Genomic DNA, 25,821 nt, shown 5'->3' on the forward strand with positions numbered 1-25,821 from the left:
ACGCTAATTGCCGTTCCGTTGTACTTGCAGTTAGCCATGTCGTGGCGTCATCTGTAACCACTCGTCCGCAGGCCATATAAAACGGAAACTACTGGCGTGCTCCTCGGCTCTGAAATCCTGAAGGCTGATGAAGTTGTTCAGCCCCGCAGAAGTCTTGTCCATTGAGGAGAGAAAGACATGGCAAATAAAAATCCTGGCAACTTCGCAAACGACCGCGAAAAAGCGTCTGAAGCAGGTAAGAAGGGCGGCCATAACAGCGGTGGCAACTTCGCCAATGACCGCGAAAAGGCCTCCGAAGCTGGCCGCAAGGGTGGACAAAATAGCCACGGCGGCGGTCGCAACAGCAAAAGCTGATCGATATAGAAAACAAAAAGGGCAAAGATTAAAAATCTTTGCCCTTTTTGTTGTCAGCTATTTTGCGTTGACAATTACCGCGTTTCTGGCCGGCGCATTTCTTACGACAATAAATCGGCACCCTCCCCGGACCAATTATTTAAATTTTATTTTGCTTGAACAAGTACAGACTCTCAGCAGAGGAAGTTTTCATATGAACACTTCAAATCATGATCACTCATCGTCCAATCCCGGTGACGAAGCGCCGCCAGGAACGCCTGGGACGGGCGAAAATATCTGCCACGTTTGCAACGGCAGCGGCCGTACCGAGGCAGGAGAATGTAAAAATTGCGGCGGCACCGGTAAGGTGATCGAAGGCATCGGCGGAGCCTGATCCGCCTCCGCAACCAGGAAGCAACTCATGCGTGGCAGCGCCTTTTCCGAACGAATCATCCAGAGCCTGCTGGACACCGACTATTACAAGCTGACCATGATGCAGGCAGTGCTTCACCACTACCCCAATGCGGAGGTGGAGTGGGCCTTCCGCAGTCGATCCGAAGAGGACCTGACGCCTTACTTAGGTGCTATCCGCGAGCAACTGGAGGCTCTGGCGGAGCTGCGATTCGAACTGCATGAGTTGGCATTTCTGGAACGCATTCCCTACATGCAGCCAGACTTCATTCGCTTCCTCGGGCTGTTCCGCTTTGATCCCCGCTACGTGCGACTGGAGCTTGATGACGGCGAGCTGGTGATCTACCTGCGCGGTCCCTGGCTGCACGTAATCCTCTTCGAGGTGCCGCTGCTGGCAATCATCAGTGAGGTACGCAACCGTGCTCGCTATCCGCAGGTGACCTTGGACCAGGCGACCGACCGCCTCGAAGAGAAGCTGCAGTGGCTGCGCGACGAGGCCACGCCGGACGAGCTGGCCGGCTTCAAGCTGGCCGATTTCGGTACCCGTCGGCGCTTTTCGTTTGGCGTGCAGGCCGCGGTGGTCAAAAGGCTGAGTGAGGCATTCCCCGGTCATTTTGTCGGCACCAGTAACGTGTATCTGGCGTACACCCTGGACCTCAAACCCATGGGCACCATGGCGCATGAGTGGATCATGGCTCATCAGCAACTCGGCCCAAGGCTGATCGACAGCCAGAGCGCGGCCTTGGACTGCTGGGCGCGTGAATACCGCGGCGCACTGGGCATCGCCATCACCGATTGCATCACCATGGAAGCCTTCACCGCAGATTTTGATTTGTATCTGGCCAAGCTGTTCGACGGCCTGCGCCATGACTCGGGTGATGCGGTCGAATGGGCTGAAAAAGCGATCGCCCATTACCGCCGGCTGGGCATTGACCCTATGACCCGCCAACTGGTCTTCTCCGACGGTTTGGATTTTCCGAAGGCGCTTGGTATCTATCGCGCCCTAGCCGGGCGCAGTAACACCAGTTATGGCATCGGCACCCAGCTGACTTGTGACATACCGGGGGTCGAGCCGACCAACATGGTGATCAAGATGACCAGCTGCAATGGTCAGCCAGTGGCCAAAATATCCGACTCACCCGGCAAGACCATGTGTCGCGATGAAGCCTTCATCAGCTACCTCAAGCACGTGTTCGATGTGAACCGCTGAACAGGCTCAAGCGGCTGACAGAGGCGTTTCGGATGGTGTTTCGCCAGCAGCCTCAAAACACAGGCGGTTGCGTCCGGAGGTTTTAGCCAGATACATCCGCTTGTCCGCCAGGTCCAACAGTTCTTCTGCGCTTTCGACAAAATCAACGCAACGCTCAGCCAAACCAATACTGGCGGTCAGCGGACTGCCGTCGGGGCGCCTACCGAGGCTCGATCGAATCATGCGGCTCAACGCCAGGCGCGCCTGTTCCCGATCGGTATCAGGCATGATCACAACGAACTCTTCCCCACCCCAGCGCAGCAGGGTATCGGTGCTACGCAAACTGGCCAGCATCTGTTGAGTGCACTCGCGCAACACCAGGTCCCCGGCTTCGTGACCGTAGTTATCGTTGATCTGCTTGAAATGATCGAGATCGATAAAGGCAACGGCCAGGCCGGTGTCGTGACGCCGAGCGGTGTCCCATTGCAGCCTCAGGATCTCCTGCCCGCTACCGCGCGAAAACACGCCGGTGAGCGGGTCGCGGATCGCTTGGCGTACCAATGCGATCATGAACGCCAACTGGCTGAGACTTGCCAGTGAGGTGACTCCGGCGATCAAGATCAGCAACCAGAATCCTCCCGCGTAGGACGGCCAGTTGAGCGTCGTCCATGACAGATAACCCGCCAAGGCATGCGCGAGAAGCAGGATGGACGCCATTACCAGATTCTCTAACAGGGTCAGCGGGAAGATGGCCAACCCGGCCATCAGCACGAAGGGCAGGAACGCATAACCGGTGGCGACCATGGCGGAGGCCTGGGTGAGTTGATAGCCCCCAAGCAACGTATGCGAAGCGATGTAAAAGACGGTCGGAATGGCGAACAGCAGCGCAACGGCCCGATACGCATCAAACAAATTGCCGCTGGGCCGATAGAACAGCAGCAGGCAGGCGAAGGCGGCGCACGCAAGCAGGCGAAAGGTAGCCAAGCCGAGCCAGAGTGGGTAAGTGAAGACCATCAGGTCGATGATCCCCCACATTGGTGTCAGCACTGCAAAGAGAAACGCGAACAGCCGGACCCGGTTGACGATCAGGGTCGCGCGACGCTGGCTCATCAGCATCGAGTGACGGTGCGGAATGACCAGCTTCATGAACTCAGTGGATTTGAGCTCACTGGGCAGCAGCGTAGCCAGGCGGCTCAATAGCAGATCGATCAAGGACGGCATTTTTTATAATCACCCGACTGAAGCATTGGAACGGCCATCCACGTCCTCGTGCCGACCGCGCCAAATGGTAGCACTTTGCCACACCCCTATCGCACCACGGCCGGACACTGCCAACCCTGACTTCGCAGCAGAGGCCGTGCACAAAAAAACAGCTCGGCGGAAATCCCCATACTTCATGAGGCTTTGGTGCGTTTCTCGTTAACGGCCTGTGCCAATCGGTCTGCAGCGTTTTCTTGATAAAAATTTGTAACAAGGAGTTTTGAGGGGGCTTCTGTGCGCCAGTAATCCATTCGAGCGACAGCCTGGTGTGCGCCAAATGACGCTTTAGAGCGCTTATGCCTCCTCCGATTGGCGACTAGCTTGGCTGGTGTCGGAGCTTCAACCTTCGACTGCCAAACAAGAACAATAAGGAGACACCCCGTGCAGAGCGCTCTCAAGCCCCTCGCCCTTGCCATATTGCTGGCGGGCGTATCCGTTGCAGCACATGCGGAGACCAGCCCCTACAGCCAATTCGTTAACTTCGGCGACTCGCTGAGTGATGCTGGCAACTTTCCAGATATCGGCAGCCCTCTATTAGGGGGCAACCCAACAGGCGGTCTGCGCTTTACCAATCGCACAGGCCCGACCTATGCGGCCAACAACACCGAATATGCGGGGCAGGTCGTTACCCAAGTACTCGCCAACCGCCTGGGCCTTCAGTCGCTGCCATCGACCCCAATCCTGCCGCGCCTTCTGACGGGCAATCCAGACGGTACCAACTACGCAGTAGGTGGTTACCGTACGGATCAGATCCTTGACTCGCTCATTGGTACCTCGACGGTCGACGCAGGAGGTGGACGTTCACGCAGTCGCCCGGGATATCTGGTTGAAAACCCACAGGTCGACCCGAATGGGCTGTATTACCTCAACGGTGGCGCCAACGACATCTTTCAACTTCAAACCAGGCCGACGACCATGGCGCTGGCAGCAGCGAACATGGTTGAAGCGGTAGGCGCGCTGCAGAACGCAGGCGCCCGCTACATCATCATTTCCGACCTGCCCGATGTCGGTAATACCCCACTAGGGACACAACTCGGGACCAGCGCGTTTCTCAACAGCCTGAGCGACAGTTTCAACGCTGAGCTCGCAGCAGGACTGCAGGCACAAGGGGGCAACTACGTCCTGTTAAACAATCGCCTGCTGCTTTCGGAAGTTCGCGCAGACCTTGCTCGCTATGGATTCGACCCCTCCATCAACCAGACCGCGGTCTGCTTCGATGGTGGAAATTGTCCGCTAGATCCGACTTATGGCCTGGGTACCGCAAATGCGGATCCGAGCCGTTTGTTGTTTAACGATGCGGTCCACCCAACCACCGCAGTCCACCAGATAAGCGCTGACTATACCTATTCCATTCTTTCAGCACCGGCAGAGGTATCACTGCTACCAGAGATGGGGCGTTCGGCGCTGCGCAATCACCTTCAATTGCTCGACAACGAACTCGCTGCCCAGCGTGGCAACTGGCAAGCGGTAGGCGGCTGGCGAACCTTCGTACAAGGGGGTTACAACCGTCCCGAGTACGACGGTTTCGGAGGCGGCGATGGGGACAGCCCGACCCTGACGATTGGCCTGAGCAACCGTGTCAGCGAGCACTGGCTGGCGGGACTCAGTCTGGGTCTGGCGCAGAACTCCCTCAGCCTCGGTGCAGGGGACTCGGACTACGATATGCGTAGCTATTTGGCGAGCGCGTTTGCCAGCTATCAACAAGACCGGTTTTTCGCTGATTTCAACGCCAGCGCGGGCTACCTCGATTACGACTCATTGGACCGCACCTTTTCCCTCGGCGTAGCAGAGCGCTCAGAAAAAGGCAGTACTGAAGGCATGATCTGGGGCGTGTCCGCCAAGACCGGATTCAACCTGATGCAGATGGGGGATCCATTAGAGTTCGGCCCATTCATCGGTGCCAGCTATCAGAAAACCGACGTCGACGGGTATAGCGAGCAAGGCGCCAGCTCGACCGCTTTGAGCTACGAAGACCAAGAGCTGGAGTCACTTCGCTTGTCGGTTGGGCTATTTGGTACTTATGCCGTGTCGGAGCGCACTCGACTGTTCGGCGAGGTCGCCCGCGAGGTCGAGCGAGAGGATGAGCAGCGCGAAGATCTGCGTATGTCATTGAACAGCGTGTCGACCAACAGCTTTGAGCTGCCGGGAGCGACGCCGACGGGCGACCAGACCCGTTTCAGTGTCGGTATCGCCCACCAGCTGTCGGCAGGCCTTAGTGTCCGAGCCAATTACAACTACCAGGGCAATGACAACCGCAACCAGGGAGTTGGGTTATCCCTGGCGCTGGACTTGTAAACCGCCACTCCTCCTTTGGCTGATTCGCCTGGCCGCTGCGTAACATACGCAGCGGCCTTTTTTATCAAGGCTTGCCTAGCGCTGGTCTATCTGCTGCTGGAGGTTGGCAATCTGCCCCTGCAGCGTGTTGATGTTGCGGGTCATCTGGGCTCTGAACGCATCAAACTCTGACGTCACTACGCCTGGCGTAGCGGCAGGCCGATTATCCAGCTCGCTGCGCAAGATCAGCACGTCCTGCTCCAAACGACTGATCGCCTGGCTGGCATCGCCCCTCTTTTTCAACGCAACGACGTCCTTGCTCAGCCCGTCAATTCGAGCAGACAACTGGCCCAGCTCGTCCACCGAACCCTTCAGCCCCGAAATTGATGACGTGAGCGCGGCCTGCTCACTCGCAACCTTTTTAACGGTATCGGCGAGCGCGGCTGTCGCAGACTGATGCCCTCGTACTTCAGTGGCGATGCGCTCGATATGCCCACCCTGTTCGTCCAGCCGCTTGTCCTGATTACCCTGTTTGCCGGTCAGGCTCTGCTGCTGGGTAGTGATGGCCCGCTGTTGCTCAGCCAGGTCCAGCGCCTGCTTTTCAAGCTGCTTGATGCGCAGCTTCAGGGCCTCGCCTTCGGTGGTGACGCTTGATTCCGTGGCCACTATCTTCCCGGAGATGTCCTGCAGCCGACCGGTCGCGTCTTCGCTTATGCGTGCAAAGCTTTCTTGAGTAGCCACCAGTTGAGCCTCAAGCCGGGATACCTGCTGCAGGCCCCACCAACCCAACGCGATCAATAAGCCGAACAGCACCAAAATCAAGAACCACAGCGGCGCAGTGCTGGCGGCACGCCGCTTCTGGCGAGGCCGCGCATCGTCGGCAGCGTGACGCGGCGCCTTGTCGATTGGCTCGAGCTCCGGTGCCGGGTACGGATCGCGATCGCGATCGCGGCCGGCGGTCAGGCTGGGTATGTTGTCCAGTTCGTCGTGAGCATCGTTGCGCATGGGGTACCTTTAATGGCGCGAAGCGAGAGACAGCGCGCAGTATAACGATTCAGCAGGGGCTCTTCAGCGACATCACCTTCCTAGACTCGCACCGGGAACAGGCGTCGCGCGCCGAAGCGATTCAAGACTGTGCAAAATGACAGCAACGAGTGCTGGTCAGCACCTCGCTGCGTCAGTCAGCGGCAAGCTGCTTTCAAACCGCGAGATCAGGAACGGCGCACCTTCGACAGCGTTACCAACCAATCCAAGCCGCAACTGGTACGTCTGTTGCTTGAGCAGTCATGCCAGCGGATAGCGCTTTCCGACACGGATGTCGGGCCATAACGCCAAGCACGGCCGATAAACTGGAGGATGAATCGTCATGGAGTTCAACAAATCCGTACTGGATTGCATGCAGCAGCTGCGCCGTCGGCTGCGTGACGAGCAGCACGTGGATATTCGCCTGAGCCAACCGGATGCAATCCAGGCCATGCTGACCGCCTGCCTCTGCTCCGGCGACGAGATAACACGGGACCTGGGCAGGCAACTGGCCACACACAGCGACATGCCCGCCCTCTTTACCCCGCCGCCCACGCCAGCCACAGCGGACCGCAACGGCCACTCGGTACGTATCTACCGCGGCCAGCGAGTCCTTGGCTGACTCGCCTCAATGGATCAACAATTGTCTGACGGCGCGTGACAGTTGCCGCGTGAGTTCGCCGAGCAACTCACCGCCGTTGCGCCAATGATGCCAATACAGCGGCACATCAATCGGTTCGCCCGAATAAACGTCAACCAGCGCCCCGCTCGCCAATTCCGCGCTGACCTGCAGTTCAGGCACCAGCCCCCAACCCAGGTCGCTTTGTAGCAGCCGGACAAAACCTTCTGACGAGGGGCACAAGTGATGACTGAACGCCCCCTTCAGGCCTAGCGCCGCCAGATAGCGATGCTGCAGCTGATCATCAGGGCCAAACACGATCGCTGGAGCCTGCAGTAACGCCTCGACAGGCGCGCCCGGTTTGAGATGCCGCACAACGTAGGCGGGACTGGCAAGCGCGCGGTAGCGCATGGCGCCGAGGAACTCGCTGCGGGCACCAGCCAAAGGCCGTTCCACTGCACATACGCACGCAGCAACCTCGCCCGCGCGCATCCGCTTGAGCCCGACATCCTGATCCTCCAGCACGTGATCGAGCACCACGCCATGTCGTGTGCAAAAAGGTGCGACTGCACCCGGCCACCAGGTAGCCAAACTGTCGGAGTTCAGAGCGATGCGCAGTCGCTCCGGCAGTCGGCTCTCTTGCAGCCCCGGAACCTGTCCTTGCAGATCGCGTTCGAGCAGACGCACCTGCTGGACGTGGTTCAGCAAGCGCCGACCAACCTCCGTCGGCTGGGGTGGCGCAGCGCGTAAAAGCACCGGCTGCCCCAACCGAGCCTCGAGCAGCTTGATGCGCTGCGATACCGCCGACTGCGACAGGCCTAAAGACTGCGCAGCGCGATCAAAACCGGCTTGTTCAACCACCGCCGCCAAAGCGACCAATAACTTGTAATCGAACATTCGATTTCCTTATCGGGCATTACAGAATTTCGTTTTTCTTATAAGCCAACAGCGTCGAGACTGCGAGCATCTTTTGACGACACAGGCAAAGCATCATGTGGCAGAGCTACTTCAACGGGCTTCTAATCACCGCCGGGCTGATCATTGCCATCGGTGCGCAGAATGCATTCGTACTGGCGCAGAGCCTGCGCCGCGAGCACCATCTACCGGTAGCCGCACTCTGCATCCTCTGCGACATTCTGTTGGTCAGCGTCGGCGTCTTCGGTCTTGCCGCGGTACTGGCAGATAATCCGTTGCTGCTACAAGTCACGCGTTGGGGTGGCGTGCTGTTCTTGCTGTTCTACGGTGCCATTGCGTTGCGCCGTGCAGCGCGCCCTCAAGCGTTGCAGGAAAACACCCAACGCGGCCCGCGCTCACTGCAGAGCGTGTTACTCGCCGCATTGGCCGTGACGTTGCTAAACCCGCACGTCTACCTCGATACGGTATTGCTGATTGGCTCACTCGGGGCGCAGCAACCCGAGCCCGCGGCCTATACGCTGGGCGCCGCAAGCGCCTCGACTCTGTGGTTTGTGATTCTTGCACTGGGAGGCGCCTGGCTTGCGCCTTGGCTGGCGCGGCCGCTGACCTGGCGACTGATCGATCTGGGCGTGGCGACGATGATGTTCACGGTAGCCGCGCAGCTTGTCGTCCTGGCGTAAGGAACGCCCAGCGTAATCGGTGGTCCACGCAGAGGGCCTCGGGCATCCTCGCACCCTGCGCCAGAACCTTGTTACAAGGCTCTGGCCTTGGCTTTTCCACACAGTTGATGCGTGGTTTTGCCACAGGCTGAGTGCTATGATCCTTGGTCCGCGGGCATGGAGTGGAACGCTTCAGCCCGCCACTGCGGCCGCCCGTGATCGGCCGAAGAATGCGCACGCATGTAGCAAGCGAAGGGAAAGACAAGCGTAAACGGACGAACATCAGTGCAGTTGTTTTCTCCGTTCCGCGAGGCGCTGGTTACCAGTGCAGACCGCCTCCTTCCGAGCCGCATCTATTCTCGACACCTGAGCAGGAGATACACCATGGCTTTCGAATTGCCGCCGCTTCCGTTTGAAAAGAATGCCCTCGAGCCGCACATTTCCGATGAAACCTTTGAATATCACCACGGCAAGCATCATCAGGCCTACGTGACCAACCTGAACAACCTGGTCCCAGGCACCGAGTTCGAAGGCAAAGACCTAGAAACCATCATCAAGACCTCTTCAGGTGGCATCTTCAACAATGCCGCTCAGGTCTGGAACCACACCTTCTTCTGGAACTGCATGGCCCCAAATGCCGGCGGCGAGCCGACTGGCGCCCTGGCTGATGCCATCAACGCCGCGTTCGGCTCCTTCGACAAGTTCAGGGAAGAGTTCACCAAGACCGCAATCGGCACCTTCGGCTCCGGCTGGGCCTGGCTGGTCAAGAAGTCCGACGGCAGCGTCGGCCTGGCGAGCACCATCGGTGCCGGTAACCCGATGACCGCTGGCGACAAGCCGCTGCTGACCTGCGACGTCTGGGAACACGCCTACTACATCGACTACCGCAATGCCCGTCCGAAGTTCGTCGAGGCATTCTGGAACGTTGTTAACTGGGACTTCGTCGCCAAGAATTTTGCCGGCTAAGCCTAGGCCTGTTTGAAGGGCTGATTGCCAGCCCCTCGCGCAAGCAAAAATGCCCGCATTTATGCGGGCATTTTTTTGCCAAAGCGAAATGAAACGGCAGCTGCATCGAGCAAATCAGACTTTAGCAATCTTGGCTCGAGGTATTGCACTGACAGGAAGCAGGTCAATGCTGGCGACAAGCGCAGGAAGAGCAGTCCGGACGCCGCCAGATGGCCCTGCCCTACGCTGGAATATTGCAGATCGAAACAAAGCGCTGCGTGGCGGCAGTCACTACCGTCCGAAGGTCCTTGAAGCTCGTGAAGCGCAATCAGGCCTTGGGCAAAGTCACGCCACGCTGACCCTGATATTTCCCACCGCGATCCCGGTAAGAGGTTTCGCACTCTTCGTCCGACTCCAGGAACAGCATCTGTGCCACGCCTTCGTTGGCGTAGATTTTCGCGGGCAAGGTCGTCGTATTGGAAAACTCCAACGTTACGTGCCCTTCCCACTCAGGCTCGAGCGGCGTGACGTTGACGATGATCCCGCAGCGGGCATATGTGCTCTTACCCAGGCAAATGGTCAGCACGTTGCGCGGAATGCGGAAGTATTCGACCGTACGCGCCAGCGCAAAAGAATTCGGCGGGATGATGCAGACGTCACTCTTTACGTCGACAAAGCTCTTCTCGTCGAAGTTCTTAGGGTCGACGACTGCCGAATTGATGTTGGTGAATATCTTGAATTCGTCAGCGCAGCGCACATCGTAGCCATAGCTGGACACGCCGTAGGAAATCAGGCGCTCGCTGCCCTCGGTCCGCACCTGGCGTTCCACATAGGGCTCGATCATGCCGTGCTCCTGGGCCATCCGGCGAATCCACTTATCCGATTTGATGCTCATGGCGGGCGTCCTGATTTGGCTGATGGTCGTTTAGATAAAGGCGTGCATCTTACCGAGCACATGGACCCGGTTCAAAGGCCACGAACCGGGTCCATGCGTCGCATCTCTGGCGCTTCGGCCGGAAACTGAAAATAATGCTCGCATTGCGACAGAAATGGAGTATCTTTCATTGGCTGCTGCTGCATGTGTCACCGTGAATCGCTACATGTTTAGATTTCGATCCGATCATTGCTACGACTCCTAACTCCTTGCACACAGTCACCGTTCGGGGTATTTGCCCGTTCAAATCATCTCTACACCTTGTTCAAGGAGACATTTCAAATGTCCAATCGCCAAACCGGTACCGTTAAGTGGTTCAACGATGAGAAAGGCTTCGGCTTCATCACTCCGCAATCCGGTGACGACCTTTTCGTACACTTCCGCGCCATCCAGGGCGACGGTTTCAAGAGCCTGAAAGAAGGCCAGCAAGTTTCCTTCGTCGCTACTCGCGGCCAGAAGGGCATGCAAGCTGAGGAAGTTCAGGTTATCTAACCTGAAGCTTCTTCGCTGAAAAAGCCCCGCTTCGGCGGGGCTTTTTTATGCCTGCGATTTACTGCAGTCAGCTTCAGAAGACCGCACTCTACCCTCCAACGGCGAATATAATCAGGCGATCAGAGTTCCACGGTCGGCCAAGGCGACGCACCGAGCGCCGCCCTACCGAAGTCAGTCGTCAGACACAGTGATGTTCGGCATCGACTGCGCAATGATCTGCCCGCTCTGAGAAATCCTCGCGCCCACACTGCGAGCCATCTGTTGATAGATCATCGCGATCTGGCTTTCCGGATCGGCAATGGTGGTTGGGTTACCGGCGTCAGCCTGGCTGCGGATGGCCATGGAAAGCGGCAACGAAGCCAGCAACTCGACGTTGTACTGCGTAGCCAGCTTCTCACCGCCACCTTCGCCGAACAGATGCTCGGCATGCCCGCAGTTCGAGCAAATGTGGATGGCCATGTTTTCCACTACACCAAGCACCGGGATGTTTACCTTGCGGAACATCTCTACACCCTTCTTCGCATCGAGCAGTGCCAGGTCCTGCGGTGTCGTGACGATGACCGCCCCCACCACCGGCACCTTCTGCGCCAAGGTCAGCTGGATATCACCCGTACCCGGCGGCATGTCCACCACGAGATAGTCGAGATCATTCCAGGCCGTCTGCGTGATCAATTGCAGCAAGGCACCGGATACCATCGGGCCTCGCCAGACCATCGGCGTCTTGTCATCGGACAAAAAGGCCATCGACATGACCTGAACGCCATGCGCTTCCAACGGGATGAATGCCTTGTTGTCGCGGATTTCCGGGCGCGTACCTTCGGGAATGCCAAACATGATGCCCTGGCTTGGCCCGTAGATATCGGCGTCCAGTACACCTACACGCGCGCCTTCGCGCGCCAGCGCCAGCGCCAGATTGGCAGCTGTGGTGGACTTGCCGACGCCGCCCTTGCCGGAGGCGACGGCAATGATGTTCTTGACGTTGGCCAGCGCCTCGACCTGATCCTGCGCTTTGTGTGAGCGGATCACGCACTTGACTTGCACGTCCGCACGGGTCACACCATCGAGCTGCTCAATAGCCATCGCCAGCATCTGCGCCCATCCACTGCGAAACAGCCCAGCAGCGTAGCCCAACTCAATCTGCACGCTAACGTGATCACCCGCTACATCAATGGAACGCACGCAACCGGCAGCCACCGGGTCTTGGTTCAGGTTTGGGTCGGTGTACTGGCGCAGTACGGCTTCGACAGCTTCGCGTGTGACGGTCATGACTACTCCCAAGAAAACCTAGTAAAACAGACGGGCATCTTACCTTGTGCCGCCACAAGGACTCATCAAGCGCGGCAATGTGGCGCGGCACCCGCCATTCGACCCGCGCCGCCCGCGCCAGTGCGGATGAAAAAAAACCGCATGACCTTTATAGTGGCCAACTCACTTCGCAACCTCGACTGCAGACTTTCCCATGTCCGAAGCCCGCCAGATCCTCGTCACCAGTGCCCTGCCCTACGCCAACGGTTCGATACACCTTGGCCACATGCTCGAGTACATCCAGACGGACATGTGGGTGCGGTTCCAGAAGCTGCGCGGCAACCAGTGCCTCTACGTTTGTGCGGACGATGCGCATGGCTCGGCCATCATGCTGCGCGCCGAGAAAGAAGGCATCACGCCCGAGCAGCTGATCGCCAACGTGCAAGCCGAGCACAGCGCCGACTTCGCCGACTTCTTGGTGGACTTCGACAATTTCCACTCGACCCACTCGGACGAGAACCGCGAACTGTCGAGCCTGATCTACACGCGGCTGCGCGACGCCGGCCACATCGCCACGCGCTCGGTCACCCAGTATTTCGACCCCGAAAAGGGCATGTTCCTCGCTGACCGCTTCATCAAGGGCACCTGTCCGAAGTGCGCCGCCGAAGACCAGTACGGCGACAACTGCGAGAAGTGTGGCGCCACCTACGAGCCCACCGAACTGAAGAACCCGCGTTCGGCGATTTCTGGCGCCACGCCGGTCCTGCGCGACTCCAAACACTTCTTCTTCAAACTGCCCGACTTCGAGGCCATGCTCAAGGAGTGGACACGCAGCGGCAGCCTGCAGGAGTCGGTCGCCAACAAGATCGCAGAATGGCTCGACGGCGGCCTGCACGAATGGGACATCTCCCGCGACGCACCCTACTTCGGTTTCGAAATCCCAGATGAGCCCGGCAAGTATTTCTATGTCTGGCTGGATGCGCCCATCGGCTACATGGCCAGCTTCAAGAACCTCTGCGCACGCCGCCCCGAGCTGGATTTCGATGCTTTCTGGAACAAGGATTCCAGCGCCGAGCTGTACCACTTCATCGGTAAGGACATCATCAATTTCCATACCCTGTTCTGGCCTGCCATGCTCGAAGGCGCCGGTTACCGCAAGCCCACTGCCGTCGCGGTGCATGGCTACCTGACAGTGAACGGCCAAAAGATGTCCAAGTCGCGCGGCACCTTTATCAAGGCGCGCACCTACCTCGACCATTTGAACCCCGAATACCTGCGCTATTACTACGCTGCCAAGCTGGGCCGCGGCGTGGACGACCTGGATCTGAACCTCGAAGACTTCGTGCAAAAGGTCAATTCAGACCTGGTCGGCAAGGTCGTCAACATCGCCAGCCGCTGTGCCGGGTTCATCCACAAAGGCAACGGCGGCGTCATGGTTGACCGCAACGCCGCGCCAGAACTGACCGACGCCTTCCAGAGCGCTGCGCCATCCATTGCCGAGGCTTATGAAAGCCGCGACTTTGCCCGCGCCATGCGCGAAATCATGGGGCTGGCCGACCGCGCCAACGCTTGGATCGCTGACAAGGCGCCCTGGGCATTGAACAAACAGGACGGCATGCACGATGAAGTCCAGGCCATCTGCGCCACTGGCATCAACCTGTTCCGCCAGCTGGTGATCTTCCTCAAGCCCGTGCTGCCGAACCTGGCGGCCGACGCCGAGCGTTTCCTCAACGTCGAGCCACTGCGCTGGGCCGATCTCGGCACGCTGCTGACCAACCATCCGCTCAACGCCTTTACCCCGCTACTGACCCGTATTGAGCCTGCGAAGATCGAAGCCATGATCGAATCATCCAAGGAAGACCTCGCCTCCACCGAAACCGCCGCACCGGCACAAGGCAATGGCGAGCTGACCAAGGAGCCCATCGCCGCCGAAATCGCCTTTGATGCCTTTGCCGCCGTCGACCTGCGCATCGCGCTGATCGAAAAGTGTGAGTTCGTCGAAGGCGCCGACAAGCTGCTGCGCCTGACGCTGGATATCGGCGATGCGAAGCGCAATGTGTTCTCCGGCATCAAGAGCGCCTACCCGGACCCCAGCAAGCTCGAAGGCCGCTTGACCCTGTACGTCGCCAACCTGGCCGCGCGCAAGATGAAGTTCGGCGTATCCGAAGGCATGGTGCTTGCCGCCGGCCCTGGCGGGGAAGAGATCTACCTGCTCAGCCCCGACAGCGGCGCCAAGCCCGGTCAGCGCGTAAAGTAATCATGTGAAACAAGAAGCCCGGTGCAATGCCGGGCTTGTGCTTCAATGCAAACCTGCCGTTCCACCGCACCAAGCGCTGCCGCTGCCAGGAGGCGGTAATGACCAATATCCCTGACCCCAGTAAATGCCCCATTTGCGGCCAGCCGAATCAATGCGCGCTCAGCAATCCGGCGACCGCGACGCAGCAGTGCTGGTGCTTCACCGCCGAGATCGCACCCGAAGCCCGCGCCCGCATTTCAGACGACGCGCTGAACAAAGCCTGCATCTGCCAGCATTGCGCCAGCGGCAAGCCTCCCGCCAACCCCTGATGCGCCTCGACCGCTTTCTCGCCAGCTTGCCCCACTGCAGCCATCGCCAGGCGCGCCTGTTGTTGGCTTCGGGCCGCGCTTCGGTGAATGGCAAGACGGTCTGCGACGGCACCCATGGTGTCCGCGTCTTCGACCGTATCGAGTTGGATGGTGAGGTGTTGCAAGCCGGCAAACCAGCGCGCTTCTTTATGCTGAACAAACCCGCCGGTTGCGTCAGCGCCACCGCCGACCCGCAACACCCCACGGTGCTGGACCTCCTGAACGAGCCGGACAAAGACGAGCTGCACATCGCCGGGCGGCTGGACTTCAACACCACCGGCCTGATGATCATCACCAATGACGGCCTCTGGTCCCGCCGCCTCACCCAGCCCGAAAGCCTGCTGGGCAAAACCTACCGAGTGGATACCGAAGCGCCCATCGACCCCATCTGCATCGAGCGCTTTGCCAGCGGCCTCTACTTTCGCTTCGAGAACCTCACCACCCTGCCCGCCGAACTCGAGCTGCTCGGCTCGCACCAGGCGCGCCTGACCCTGCATGAAGGCCGCTACCACCAGGTCAAACGCATGTTCGGCCACTTCAACAACAAGGTCACCGGCTTGCACCGCGAACGCATGGGCCCACTCACCCTCGACCCCAGCCTCGCACCCGGGCAATACCGCAGCCTGACCGACAGCGAAGTCGTCCAGATCTGACCCTTTCGCCCAATTGCCCCCGCGCCCGCTTCATTTCCACGCGCCCTTCTGGTACAAAGGCACCCATTGCGGGCGTCGTATAATGGCATTACCTGAGCTTCCCAAGCTCATGACGAGGGTTCGATTCCCTTCGCCCGCTCCAGATTTCACACGATAAGGCCCTGTTTTTACAGGGCTTTTTGTTTGCTGGGTCCTGTTACTGGCACCCCACCCTCCACAGCTGATCTATCCGCGTCGTAAAGCTCTGGCTCATCATTTCCCGCCGCATGCCCCAATCAGGCACTGTGGGGATGCGGCCCGGTCTGAGGGTGTTGCGGCCCCACTTGGCATTGACGGCGTCGAGCACGCCCATGACGCGCTCTGCGGTGGCGGGTTGGGTTTCGCTGAAGAGGTCGTCGGTGTATTCGCCGCGCTGGCAGAGGTCCATCAGTAGCACTTCGGCTTTGCTGAAGGCGAAGCCTTCGCGATAGATCAGCCCCAGCCCGGCGAGGGCGCCGCGAGTGATGGTGCGGGTGTCGTCGGTGGGGTAAGGCAGTTCGCAGACGATGCCTTTGGCGAACCGGGGCTCGTCCGGGTTGAACATGCCGGTGCGGATGCTGACGCGTACGCGTTTGCATAGGGACTCCTGGGCTCGGAGCTTTTCACTGGCGCGGGCAGCGTAGGTGGCAACAGCTTCGCGGATGGGCGCGAGCTCACGCAGCCGGTGGCCGAACATGCGTGAGCAGCAGATTTCCTGCTTGGATGGCGCAGCCTCTTCCAGTTCAAGACATGACGTGCCGCGCAGCTCGCGGGCGGTTTTCTCGATCACGACGCTGAATTGCTTGCGCAGGGTCCAGGCGTCGGCGTTGGCCAGGTCCCAGGCGCTACGGATGCCCATGCTGTTGAGGTGTTCGGTCATGCACCGGCCAACGCCCCACACATCGCTCACGCCCGTGACGCGCAATACCTTGTCGCGCCGCTCGGGGTCGCGCAGGTCGACCACGCCGCCGGTTTGCTTCTGCCAGCGCTTGGCCGAGTGGTTGGCGAGCTTGGCGAGGGTCTTGGTGTTGGCGATACCCACGCCGACCGGTATGCCGGTGAGGCGCAACACATCGGCGCGGATGCGGCGCCCGATGGATTCCGCGTCGGGCACGCCCGAAAGATCAGCGAAGGCTTCATCGATGGAATACACCTCGACGGCCGGCGCGCGTTGTTCGATCACCGTCATCACCCGCTCGCTCATGTCCCCGTAAAGCGCGTAGTTGCTGGAGAACGCCACCACTCCCCAGCGCTCCAGATCACGGCGCACCTTGAAATATGGCGCGCCCATCTTGATGCCGAGGGCTTTGGCCTCCGCCGAGCGGGCGATCACACAGCCGTCGTTATTGGAGAGTACGACGATGGGCGTGGTGCGCAGGTCCGGGCGGAAGACGCGCTCGCAAGCGGCGTAGAACGAGTTGCAGTCGATCAGCGCCAGGGCGCGCTCAGTACTTGCCATGCGTACGCACACTGAAGGGTACGACGCCCCAGACGTAAAGCTCTTCGCTCTCGAGCAGGTAGCGCGGAGCAAATTTTGGATTGGCCGAACGCAGGATGATCTGGTCGCCTTGCCGGTCGAAGATTTTCACCAGTGGCTCATTGTTGAGCGCCGCGATGACGATCTCGCCTTTCTCCGCTTCGCGCCCGCGGTCGATGATGAGGATGTCCCTGTCGAAAATGCCCACTTGGATCATGCTGTCGCCATCAGCGCGCGCGAGGTAGGTCTGCGGTGCGCGGATGTTCATCACCTCATCGAGCGAGAGCGTGCCTTCCATATGGTCCTGTGCGGGGCTGGGGAACCCGGCGGGTACGCAGAAACTGAAAAACGGCAAGGCAATGGTTGACGGTGCGGCAGGCGCCAGGAAATGAACAGGCATGGTACAGACCTCAAAACTGTATATGCGTACAGTATTGAGGGCCGAGAGCTGGGTCAATTGAACCGGACGTAAGGGCGACTCGACCCACTGTGATATGCCAACAATCGGTACAGCAGTTGTCCGAGGCTCCCTTTGCTTCGAAATGCCACTCGCCGTGCACTGACCGCGCAAAAAAGCCCTGACGGGCAGGGCTTTCTACGGTCAACGGGCGACCTTATTCAGTCAATGGCTTAGCGCTCCGGGCACGCCGGCAGCGCGGTCCGATTCTGCGTGCCGTCGTTACGCGTGAACTGGCAACCATAGGCGGGGTTGGCGACAACACGCGGGTTAAGGACCTCGTCACCGGCGGGCTTGATGCCTTGCTGCTCCCACCGCAGCATCGCAGCCATCGCTTCTACCTGTTCTTGATACGTGAAATCGCAGTGACTGGGGGCTCGGATGGCACGCTGCACCAGAAGGTCGCCGTTGCCGTTGGCTTCGGCGTTGCGGCGGTAGATCTGCTGGTGTTTGAACGGCACGTACAGGTCGCCCAGGGTGTGGATGCTGACCACCGGGACGTTGAACTGGCCGTTCACCACCGGGATCCAGCGCAAACCGTCCGGGCGGATGCTGTTGGCCGGTGGATGGCCGATCACGCGGATGATCGAATCGTTGAACGCGCGCTCCTCGCGGGACATCGCCTTGTTCGTGTCGAATTGATAGCGGGTGGTGAGGTTGCCGCTGAGCGAGTCGGCCAAGATGCCGTTCACTGAACCGTCCTGCCCGCCAGTGCCCAGCACGACGCTCTGCAGGCTAGTGCGGAAGCCTTCGGCAAAGATCGGCCGCTCGCCCCCACTGAGGTCGCGCACGATACCTTCGAGCTTCTCGCCCTGGGGCGACGGGTTGGTCGGGTAGCTGTCCCACAACGTGCCAATGATCAACGGGAGCTTGGCCTGAAAGTCCGTTGCGGGGAAGGTGCTCGGCCCCTGCCCTGCCAGGTGCTGGGCAGCCAGGGTGAAGTTCATCAGGTATTCGAATTCATAGACGTCGCCCGTCACACCGCACATCGGCACCGAGCCGCTGTAGCGCAACGGGTTATTGGCGGTGGCGTAGGTTTCGGCTTCCACCGCAGCGGCCGCAACATGGCCGCCCATGGAGTGCCCGGTAATGTAGGTCTTGCTGGGCTGGGCTTTGCCGGTCAGCTCACTGAAAGCGAGCGCCAGGGCGTTGGTATCTTCAATGCCAGCCCGTACGTCGTAGTAGTTCTTGCTGTAGCTCGAAGCGGCCCAAGCGTAGCCCTGCTGCAGCAACCAGGGGCGAATCGGCGGCGGCCCGACGGTCAGCTCCGGTCCGGTACCACGATAACCGTGCGCATACATGATCAGCATGCCGTTCCAGTTGGGTGGCACTTCGATCTGGTAGGACGCCCCTTCGTAGATACCGGTCCAGCGTTCACTGGGCAGGCCGGGGAATGCTGCCAACGGCGATACGACCGGGACGAAAACGCGCGAGTCCTGTTCTCGTGATTCGCTGTGGGATACGGGCGGCTTGATCGGTTTGGAGCGGGCCTGAACATCGGCAGCGATGCCGACACCGCCAACCAGCATGACACCGACGATGGCACGCGCGCAGGCTGAAGCCAACTTGCTTGGGAGCATGGACGTTTCCTCGATTATTGTTTTTGTTTTACAGGCATTGCTAGCGATACGAGCTTGGCCGGGCTTGCCGACCACAAGCGGCACACGCATTCCACTAACCGTGGCAGAAAGCTTTGACCTGTCAAATCGACGGAATGTCGGTGGGATGAGCGGCACCCTCGTCACATGAATAGCAGGACTGGCGTCTCGCTTATTCGCGTGCAGGATTCATTGATGTGCGCTACAGCATGGCTATTGCGGAGCAGCAAGAAGGGGAAAAACGGGGATAAAGCGGACCGAATGGCATGCGCCATTCGGTCCGGGGAAAACCGTGTGAAGTCAGCAGTTTCCTTTCTTCGCCTGGCCCGGCGGGCAATGAGTACCGCCATGACCACCATGCCCACCACCGTCGCCGATATCGATACCGATGCCTGGCAGGCGCAGGCTGCAGCCAGTAATCAGTACAGAAGCCAATACAACGGCCATGGCCCGGATCATCATCGTAGATTGCGCTTTCATTGGAATACTCCTGAATTTCCTTGCGTGCGCCACTCAACGGCGCCCGACGCACAGTATCCAATGCTACAGCAGTGGGCGACAGCCTATTCTTGCGGCGGCGCGGCGCCAATCACGAATGGCGGCTTCAAGGCTTGCTGCGCGGATCGCTCAGCAGGCCCTGATCCTCACCCGGCCCATTCCTAGCCCGCGTGATACTCTGCGTCGGCCACTTCGAAACGCTGCTGAATGGAAGCCGCTGGTTCCTTGCCCATGATGCTCACGACATAGATGGCGATGCTGGCAAGGATGAAGCCCGGGATGATTTCGTACAGTCCGAGCCCAATGAACTCCTTCCAGACTACTACGGTGATGGCGCCAACCAGCATACCGGCGAGCGCGCCGTTGCGGGTCATGCGCTTCCACACCAAGGAGATCAGCACCACCGGACCAAAGGCTGCGCCAAAGCCGGCCCAAGCGTAGGACACCAGGCCCAGCACCTTGCTGTCCGGATTCGAGGCGATGCCGATGGCAATCAAGGCGATCAGCAGCACCATACCGCGGCCAACCCAGACCAGTTCGGTCTGCGACGCGCCCTTGCGCAGGAAGGCTTTGTAGAAGTCCTGGGTCAATGCACTGGAGCTGACCAGCAGCTGTGCGCTGAGCGTACTCATGACGGCAGCCAGCACGCCGGAGAGAATGATGCCCGCCACCCAGGGGTTGAACATCAGCTTGACCAGTTCCATGAACACGCGCTCGCCGTTCTCGGTGACCGCGCCGGCCAGTGCGGGGTTATCGGCGAAGTAGGCAATGCCGAGGAAACCTACGGTTACGGCCCCTGCAAGCGTGAGGATCATCCAGGCCATGCCAATGCGGCGGGCGTTAGGAATGGTCTTTACCGAGTCAGCAGCCATGAAGCGCACCAGGATATGCGGCTGGCCGAAGTAACCGAGGCCCCAGCCAAGCAGCGAGATGATCGCGATGAAGGACAGCCCTTTGAACATGTCGAAATTCGACGGGTCCTGCGCCGCGATGGTGTCCATGGCGGTGCCCATGTCGCCCAGGGCGAGGATGACGAACACTGGCGTGATCAACAGAGCGAAGATCATCAGCGTGGCCTGAACGGTATCGGTCCAGCTCACCGCCAGGAAGCCGCCGATGAATACGTAGAGGATGGTCGCCGCCGCACCGACCCACAGCGCCGTGCCGTAGTCCATGCCAAAGGTCGACTCAAACAAACGCGCACCCGCCACCACACCGGAGGCGCAGTAAATGGTGAAGAACACCAGAATCACCAGCGCCGAGAAAATCCGCAGCAGGCGGCTGGTGTCTTCGAAGCGATGAGAGAAATAGTCTGGCAGGGTCAGCGCATTGTGGTTGTGCTCGGTGTGCACACGCAGCCGTCCAGCAACGAAAATCCAGTTGAGCCAGGCGCCGGCAATGAGGCCAATAGCGATCCAGCTCTCAGACAGGCCAGCCACGAAGATCGCGCCGGGCAAGCCCATCAGCAACCAGCCGCTCATGTCCGATGCGCCTGCCGACAAGGCGGTAACGAAGCTGCCGAGACTGCGGCCGCCGAGGATGTAATCGTCGAAATTCTTGGTGGCGCGGTAGGCGGTGAAACCGATAAGAATCATCGCCGCGATATAGATCACGAAAGTGATCAGGGTCGGAGTGCTCACATTCATTAGTGTTGTATTCCTTGTGCTGCGGTGACCTGGCCCCCGCCTCCAATGACTAGACGCGAACGCTTGCGGCGCAGCGCTGGCAACGGACGGTCGGGTTTAGAACGAAAGCATAGCGTCTACACGCACGCTTGGCTTGAGACCGGGCAGTTTTGCCTGGAAAGGTGCGAGCGGAGCGATCAAAAGATGATCTTGGCACCCCCAGGGCAGCGCGCCAGCGCCAGTGCCGCTTCGCTCTCACCGCTGTTGCACTCAGCGGCCGATGACTTGCCCACGCATTGGCGCCAACCGCGCCAGCAAGCGGTTCTGCGCCGGGATCGACACGCCCTCTTCCGTCATCGCCGCCTGCAGGTCTTCGACCAAGGCGTTGAAGTCGCTAGGGGTCAACGCTAATCCCTTATGGCTCTCCTGCATGCTGTCGCCGGTATAGACGCAGGGGCCACCGGCCTCCGCACAGAATTGCTCGATCAGCTTGTCGCGTAGTCGCTGAATGTCGACGTCCTGGAAATGCGCGACGATGCGGGGGTCCGCAGCGATGCGCAACAGCATGCCTTCGACGATCCGCGTGACGCCGCGCTCGCCACCGAGCTGTCGATACAAACTGTCATCCTCTGGCGTCTGCCCGGCACAAGCACCGAGCAACAGACAGAACAGCAAGAATAACCGGCGCATCAGAAGCTCCCCTGAAGGGAGAGGTACAGGCCATCCTGGTTCTCTAACGTGGCGATTTCGCCCAGCCGTGCATAGGCCAGGACCACGGCCAGGTGCTTGTTGGGGAAGTAGCCCAGGAACAGGTCGGCCCAGTCGCTTTCGCCCGCAGAGGAGAGGTTGTCCGGCTTTTCCCGGTACTCGACACCGAGCGCCCAGCGAGGATTGAACAACACTGCGGCCGAGCCTTCGTTGAGTAGGCTGCGGCTGTCGCGACGGTCCCCCCCGAATCCGAGCAGACCCAGCTCATTGGCGCGGCTGTAGCGCACGCCGCCATTGAGCAGGAGGTTATAGCCAAAGGCACCCGCGAGGATCAGGCGGCTGGCGGTGAGGTAGACCTCGGTGTCTTCATCGCGCTGCGCGCCGATCAGCGCTGGAATCAGAAAATCCTTCTGCCGTTTATGCTGCACCCCAAGCGACACCTGGGGCAGCCGATCGTAGACCAGATCGCCAAACAGCCGCAGTTTGGCGCCGAAAATGTCCTGGCTGAGGCTGTTCTCAGGAAGCGCAAGATCGCGTGCCAAGGTGCCGAGATCGAAGCGCTGCCGCGCAAAGGACAGCTCGAGCCGGTTGCTGAAGGCCACCGCCACACCGGCGACGTCCAGCCGGTAGTCGCCGGTCTCGACGCGCGTGGCGAACACATCGCCGCCCCACTCGCCTCGTTCACCGTAACCCGCCAGTACGGCCCACGGTGTGATCCCCCCGCCCGCCGTCCCTTCCAGACTGGTCGCCCCGCCGGTCGCCAACAGACGCCCGGCATCGGCACTGACCAACATTGGTGTCCAGCACACCGCCAGCAGCAGCGTTCGCCAACTTCTCATGAATGCTCCTTGAGCGGCCGGGCGGCCAAATGAGGTTGCTGCTTCAACCAGGCTTCGAAGGCGTCCGCGGGCAACGGGCGGCTGAAGAAGTAGCCTTGCAGGGTGTCGCAGCCCCAGGCCCGCAAGAGATCGCGTGTTTCACCATGCTCGACGCCCTCGGCCACAACCTTCAGGCCCAGCGCGTGGCTCATGTCGATGGTCGAACGGACGATCACCGCATCGCCGCAGGTGTCATCCAGCTCACGGATGAAGGATTGATCGATCTTCAGCTCCTGCACCGGCATGCGCCGCAGCTGGGCGAGTGAGGAGTAGCCGGTGCCAAAATCATCGACCGACAGCCGAATGCCCAGCGAGCGCAACCGATGGAGCATCGCCAGGGCGCGATCCGGGTCGCGCATCACGGCACTTTCGGTGATCTCGAAGACCAGTTGGTCGGCGGGAATCAGGTAGCGTTGCAGCAAATCGCCCACCCGCTGCTCCAGGGTCAGGCTGGCAAGGTCCTCGGCGGAAATGTTCAACGACACTTCCATGTACAAGCCACGCCCATTCCAGCTGTGCAGCTGCCGTAACACCGCCTCGATCACCCAGGCGGTCAGCAATTGAATGCTGCCGGTGCGCTCGGCCAGGGGGATGAACTCGCCAGGCGACACTATGCCGTAGACCGGATGGTTCCAGCGCAGCAGTGCCTCGGCCTGGTAGACCCGGCCCTGTGCCAGGTCGACCTTCGGTTGGAAGTGCAGAAACAAGCCGCCCACCTGTGCCGCGCGGCGCAGGTCGCGGATCAGGGTGATCTGCCGCTGATGGGCATCGTCACGGCCGTGCTGGTATAGCTGCAGGCCATCCGGCAGCTGCGCGGCGTCCTGCATGGCGATCCGGGCACGCCGCAGCAACTCGTCGACGCTGCCGGCATCGTCCGGATAACCGGCGACGCCGATGTGCGCCTCGATGCGCATCTCCAGCTCGGCGACGCGCACCGGCAAGGCCAGCGCCTGCTGCACCGCCACCGCAGCGCTGAAGGCGTTGTCAGCCGAGGTATCACTGACGATCAGCAGGAATTCGTCGCTGAGCATCCGCGCCAGGTGGTCACCGGGTTGCAAGCCCGCCTGTAGGCGTTGGGTCAGCTCACGCAGTGCCTGATCGACCCCTTCGGGTCCGCCGCTGTCCTGCACGCTAGCCAGATTGCCGATGCCGATGTGCAGCACCGCGGTGGTCCGCCCGGCGCCAATGGCATTGGACAACAGCTCGCCAACCAGGGAGCGATTCGGCAAGCCGGTCACATCGTCGTGCAGCATGTTGTGGGCAATCAGCTGTTCGCGCTCAGCGATGCCACTCTGCATCTGGTTAAGGGCGCTGGCCAGCGCACCCAGTTCGTCGCCACGATCCAGCTCAATCGGCGTCTGGTAATCGCCGCGGCCGACCCGCTCGGCCGCCCGCGCCAGCGCATTGACCGGCTCAGACAGGCTGCGCGCCAGCAGCAGCGCTCCGATCAGGGACGCAATCAAGCCGACAAAGGCGATCAGCAAAATGCGGGCGTCGAGTTGGTGGAAGCCGGCCAGGGCGTCGTCCAGCGACCGGTGCAAAAGCGCATTGACGCTGAAGTCAGCCCCCTGCGACAGCACGACGTCTTCGTTGAGATAGCGCTCGCCATTGAGCAGCAGTTCCTCGATGCCGTGGGCATGGTCATGCCGGCTCCAGCCGCCGATCAGCTCGTCGTGCGTGTTCGGGTCGAGCGTGGTCGCCAGTTGCCCCTTGCCCTCGCCTTCCTGGGTCAGGAAGGACACCTCCAGGCCGGTCAGCGCCTTGAGCTCATCGGCCAGCGCCCGATCCATGGCGAAGCCCATTACCACACGGGCGATGGGCAGTGGCGCCCGGACCTCGGCCTCGACCATCAGGTGCGCCTGCCCATCCAATGGCACCACCAGCATCGACTGCCCCTGCTGACGCGCCTCACGCAGCTCACCGGCGTAGCGGAAGGTGTCGCCCGGCCTCGCGATGGAAAGGCTCGACGCCAGCACCTTGCCGTTGAGATCCAGCAGCATCGCCTCACTGGCGCTGATACGGGCCGCCTGATTGGTCATGGCTGATTGCAAGGTTAGGGTGTCCCCGCTGGCGACAGCTTCCTTGAAGCCGAAGTCGGCAACCAGCACCTGGACGCCGTCGCGCAGCTGGCGGCCACGCATGTCCAGCAAGCGCTCGAACACGCGCAGGCCCGACTCCAAACGCTCGACGGCCTGGTTGCTCACCGCAGACTCGGTGACCAGGCGCACTGAGAAATACAACGTGGCGATCACCACCAGCAGAAAGGCGGCGAGGATCCACGACAAGCGTGCGTGGAAGCTAAGGCTGCGCGTCACGGGTGGCCTTCCTGAACGCGTCGGCGAACGCCGTGGGAGCAGGCGCCGAGGGCTGCAGCGCGGCGGCGGCCGCAACCGGCAGCTTCAGCTCAACCGGCGCCTCGCCCAACCGCAGCATGCCCGCATCGATTGGTTGCATATCAACCAGGGCCGGGTGCCAGAGGGTTGCCGGGTACAGCCCGGCTGGGGCGTTCAGCTGAATGCGGCCTTGAGCGTCGCTAACGCCAAACCAGGGATCGTCGGTGATGTAGACGTAACCCAGCATCCAGTCATGAATGTTGCAGCCCAGCACCACCAGCCCTGGTTGATCGAAGAGTACCGGCGCACTCGGCGTGCCCTGGTAGAGCCGCAGTTCAAACCGCTTGGCCGGGGAAAACGAATAGACCTGATGACGGATGTCGTCACGATTGGGAAAGCTCACTGCGGTACCGGTTGATACCGCGAGCACCGCTGGCACGAACTGTTTGTCGATCTGGTCCATTACCGCTGCGACGCGGGGCTTGGCCTGTGCGGTGCCCGCCAGGCTGAGAACGGCACCCGCAACCGGCTGCCCCTGCGCATCGACAACAAGCGCGCTGAAAGGCTGGGCCTGCACTGACGCTGCGAATGCGCAACACAGCAAAAACAAACTCGACCGCAAAACACCGTTGAACATCTGGCTGGCTCCGCCATCGTGATTACCGTTGGGACT

At 60.5% G+C, this 25,821-nt stretch carries 25 protein-coding genes and 1 tRNA gene; 12 read left to right on the forward strand and 14 right to left on the reverse strand.

The window, feature by feature from the left end; translation table 11 throughout:
• Positions 1-177 precede the first annotated feature (177 nt).
• From AAGW23_RS05310 to pncB, 3 genes are read left to right on the forward strand one after another with little or no spacing between them, the layout of a single operon-like run.
• Entirely contained in the window at positions 178-354 is a 177-nt protein-coding gene (locus AAGW23_RS05310) for a general stress protein (RefSeq protein WP_102835800.1), read from the forward strand.
• Positions 311-727, forward strand: a complete 417-nt coding sequence (locus AAGW23_RS05315) for a hypothetical protein (protein ID WP_342405301.1) — start codon at positions 311-313, stop codon at positions 725-727. The genes AAGW23_RS05310 and AAGW23_RS05315 overlap by 44 nt, the downstream gene beginning before the upstream one ends.
• A 27-nt stretch (positions 728-754) precedes the next feature.
• Positions 755-1,954: a nicotinate phosphoribosyltransferase gene (gene pncB, locus AAGW23_RS05320; RefSeq protein WP_342405302.1), complete on the forward strand. Its 1,200-nt coding sequence runs from the start codon at positions 755-757 to the stop codon at positions 1,952-1,954.
• Between the two features lie 6 nt (positions 1,955-1,960).
• On the opposite strand, the gene AAGW23_RS05325 is transcribed toward pncB, so the two are convergent.
• Positions 1,961-3,154 (reverse strand): GGDEF domain-containing protein, encoded by a 1,194-nt coding sequence (locus AAGW23_RS05325; RefSeq protein WP_342405303.1) that lies wholly within the window; start codon positions 3,152-3,154, stop codon positions 1,961-1,963.
• Positions 3,155-3,574: 420 nt separating this feature from the next.
• Between AAGW23_RS05325 and AAGW23_RS05330 the strand changes: the two genes are divergently transcribed.
• On the forward strand, positions 3,575-5,488 hold the full coding sequence (locus AAGW23_RS05330; RefSeq protein ID WP_342405304.1) for an autotransporter domain-containing protein: 1,914 nt from the start codon (positions 3,575-3,577) through the stop codon (positions 5,486-5,488).
• Positions 5,489-5,563: 75 nt separating this feature from the next.
• Here the strand turns inward: AAGW23_RS05330 and AAGW23_RS05335 are convergent, their stop codons facing one another.
• A complete protein-coding gene (locus tag AAGW23_RS05335) occupies positions 5,564-6,472 on the reverse strand; it encodes an ATPase (RefSeq protein WP_342405305.1) in 909 nt (302 codons plus the stop codon).
• A 361-nt stretch (positions 6,473-6,833) separates the two neighbouring features.
• Here AAGW23_RS05335 and AAGW23_RS05340 point away from each other — a divergent pair, with 361 nt between their 5' ends.
• Positions 6,834-7,112 carry a hypothetical protein gene (locus tag AAGW23_RS05340; protein WP_342405306.1) on the forward strand — a complete coding sequence of 93 codons (279 nt, stop codon included), beginning with the start codon at positions 6,834-6,836 and terminating at the stop codon, positions 7,110-7,112.
• Positions 7,113-7,118: 6 nt separating this feature from the next.
• Here the strand turns inward: AAGW23_RS05340 and AAGW23_RS05345 are convergent, their stop codons facing one another.
• On the reverse strand, positions 7,119-8,006 hold the full coding sequence (locus AAGW23_RS05345; protein WP_342405307.1) for a LysR family transcriptional regulator ArgP: 888 nt from the start codon (positions 8,004-8,006) through the stop codon (positions 7,119-7,121).
• Positions 8,007-8,101: 95 nt separating this feature from the next.
• Here AAGW23_RS05345 and AAGW23_RS05350 point away from each other — a divergent pair, with 95 nt between their 5' ends.
• Positions 8,102-8,704, forward strand: a complete 603-nt coding sequence (locus tag AAGW23_RS05350; protein ID WP_342405308.1) for a LysE/ArgO family amino acid transporter — start codon at positions 8,102-8,104, stop codon at positions 8,702-8,704.
• 363 nt (positions 8,705-9,067) lie between these two features.
• A complete protein-coding gene (locus tag AAGW23_RS05355; RefSeq protein ID WP_342405309.1) occupies positions 9,068-9,649 on the forward strand; it encodes a superoxide dismutase in 582 nt (193 codons plus the stop codon).
• 307 nt (positions 9,650-9,956) lie between these two features.
• On the opposite strand, the gene dcd is transcribed toward AAGW23_RS05355, so the two are convergent.
• A complete protein-coding gene (gene dcd / locus AAGW23_RS05360) occupies positions 9,957-10,523 on the reverse strand; it encodes a dCTP deaminase (protein WP_102835792.1) in 567 nt (188 codons plus the stop codon).
• A gap of 321 nt (positions 10,524-10,844) precedes the next feature.
• Here dcd and AAGW23_RS05365 point away from each other — a divergent pair, with 321 nt between their 5' ends.
• Positions 10,845-11,054, forward strand: coding sequence for a cold-shock protein (locus tag AAGW23_RS05365; RefSeq protein WP_003282211.1), 210 nt, complete (start codon positions 10,845-10,847; stop codon positions 11,052-11,054).
• Between the two features lie 171 nt (positions 11,055-11,225).
• On the opposite strand, the gene apbC is transcribed toward AAGW23_RS05365, so the two are convergent.
• Positions 11,226-12,320, reverse strand: coding sequence for an iron-sulfur cluster carrier protein ApbC (gene apbC, locus AAGW23_RS05370; RefSeq protein WP_342405310.1), 1,095 nt, complete (start codon positions 12,318-12,320; stop codon positions 11,226-11,228).
• Positions 12,321-12,513: 193 nt separating this feature from the next.
• Here apbC and metG point away from each other — a divergent pair, with 193 nt between their 5' ends.
• The 4 genes from metG (at position 12,514) to AAGW23_RS05390 (ending at position 15,698) form a co-directional block, all read left to right on the forward strand.
• Positions 12,514-14,556, forward strand: a complete 2,043-nt coding sequence (gene metG, locus AAGW23_RS05375; protein WP_342405311.1) for a methionine--tRNA ligase — start codon at positions 12,514-12,516, stop codon at positions 14,554-14,556.
• A gap of 98 nt (positions 14,557-14,654) precedes the next feature.
• Positions 14,655-14,864 (forward strand): cysteine-rich CWC family protein, encoded by a 210-nt coding sequence (locus tag AAGW23_RS05380; protein WP_342405312.1) that lies wholly within the window; start codon positions 14,655-14,657, stop codon positions 14,862-14,864.
• Complete coding sequence (locus AAGW23_RS05385) at positions 14,864-15,556, forward strand: pseudouridine synthase (protein WP_342405313.1); 693 nt, start codon at positions 14,864-14,866, stop codon at positions 15,554-15,556. Before AAGW23_RS05380 ends, AAGW23_RS05385 begins: the two co-directional genes overlap by 1 nt.
• A 68-nt stretch (positions 15,557-15,624) precedes the next feature.
• Positions 15,625-15,698: transfer RNA gene (locus AAGW23_RS05390), tRNA-Gly, on the forward strand.
• Positions 15,699-15,752: 54 nt separating this feature from the next.
• Here the strand turns inward: AAGW23_RS05390 and AAGW23_RS05395 are convergent.
• From AAGW23_RS05395 to AAGW23_RS05435, 9 genes are all read right to left on the reverse strand, one after another.
• On the reverse strand, positions 15,753-17,033 hold the full coding sequence (locus AAGW23_RS05395) for a Y-family DNA polymerase (RefSeq protein WP_342405314.1): 1,281 nt from the start codon (positions 17,031-17,033) through the stop codon (positions 15,753-15,755).
• Complete coding sequence (locus tag AAGW23_RS05400) at positions 17,020-17,451, reverse strand: S24 family peptidase (protein WP_342405315.1); 432 nt, start codon at positions 17,449-17,451, stop codon at positions 17,020-17,022. Before AAGW23_RS05400 ends, AAGW23_RS05395 begins: the two co-directional genes overlap by 14 nt.
• Positions 17,452-17,681: 230 nt before the next feature.
• Entirely contained in the window at positions 17,682-19,088 is a 1,407-nt protein-coding gene (locus tag AAGW23_RS05405) for an alpha/beta hydrolase (protein WP_342405316.1), read from the reverse strand.
• A 318-nt stretch (positions 19,089-19,406) separates the two neighbouring features.
• On the reverse strand, positions 19,407-19,586 hold the full coding sequence (locus AAGW23_RS05410) for a hypothetical protein (protein ID WP_019342259.1): 180 nt from the start codon (positions 19,584-19,586) through the stop codon (positions 19,407-19,409).
• 179 nt (positions 19,587-19,765) lie between these two features.
• Positions 19,766-21,250, reverse strand: coding sequence for a sodium/proline symporter PutP (gene putP / locus AAGW23_RS05415; RefSeq protein WP_342405317.1), 1,485 nt, complete (start codon positions 21,248-21,250; stop codon positions 19,766-19,768).
• 249 nt (positions 21,251-21,499) lie between these two features.
• Entirely contained in the window at positions 21,500-21,919 is a 420-nt protein-coding gene (locus AAGW23_RS05420; RefSeq protein WP_342405318.1) for a group 1 truncated hemoglobin, read from the reverse strand.
• Entirely contained in the window at positions 21,919-22,776 is an 858-nt protein-coding gene (locus tag AAGW23_RS05425; RefSeq protein ID WP_342405319.1) for a DUF3034 family protein, read from the reverse strand. Before AAGW23_RS05425 ends, AAGW23_RS05420 begins: the two co-directional genes overlap by 1 nt.
• The gene (locus tag AAGW23_RS05430; RefSeq protein WP_342405320.1) at positions 22,773-25,130 is read right to left on the reverse strand and encodes a putative bifunctional diguanylate cyclase/phosphodiesterase; all 2,358 of its coding nucleotides are present in this window, start codon (positions 25,128-25,130) and stop codon (positions 22,773-22,775) included. Before AAGW23_RS05430 ends, AAGW23_RS05425 begins: the two co-directional genes overlap by 4 nt.
• Positions 25,114-25,785 carry a methylamine utilization protein gene (locus AAGW23_RS05435; protein WP_342405321.1) on the reverse strand — a complete coding sequence of 224 codons (672 nt, stop codon included), beginning with the start codon at positions 25,783-25,785 and terminating at the stop codon, positions 25,114-25,116. The genes AAGW23_RS05430 and AAGW23_RS05435 overlap by 17 nt, the downstream gene beginning before the upstream one ends.
• Between the last annotated feature and the right edge of the window lie 36 nt (positions 25,786-25,821).

This window comes from Stutzerimonas chloritidismutans (assembly GCF_038562055.1).
Classification (GTDB): domain Bacteria; phylum Pseudomonadota; class Gammaproteobacteria; order Pseudomonadales; family Pseudomonadaceae; genus Stutzerimonas; species Stutzerimonas chloritidismutans_A.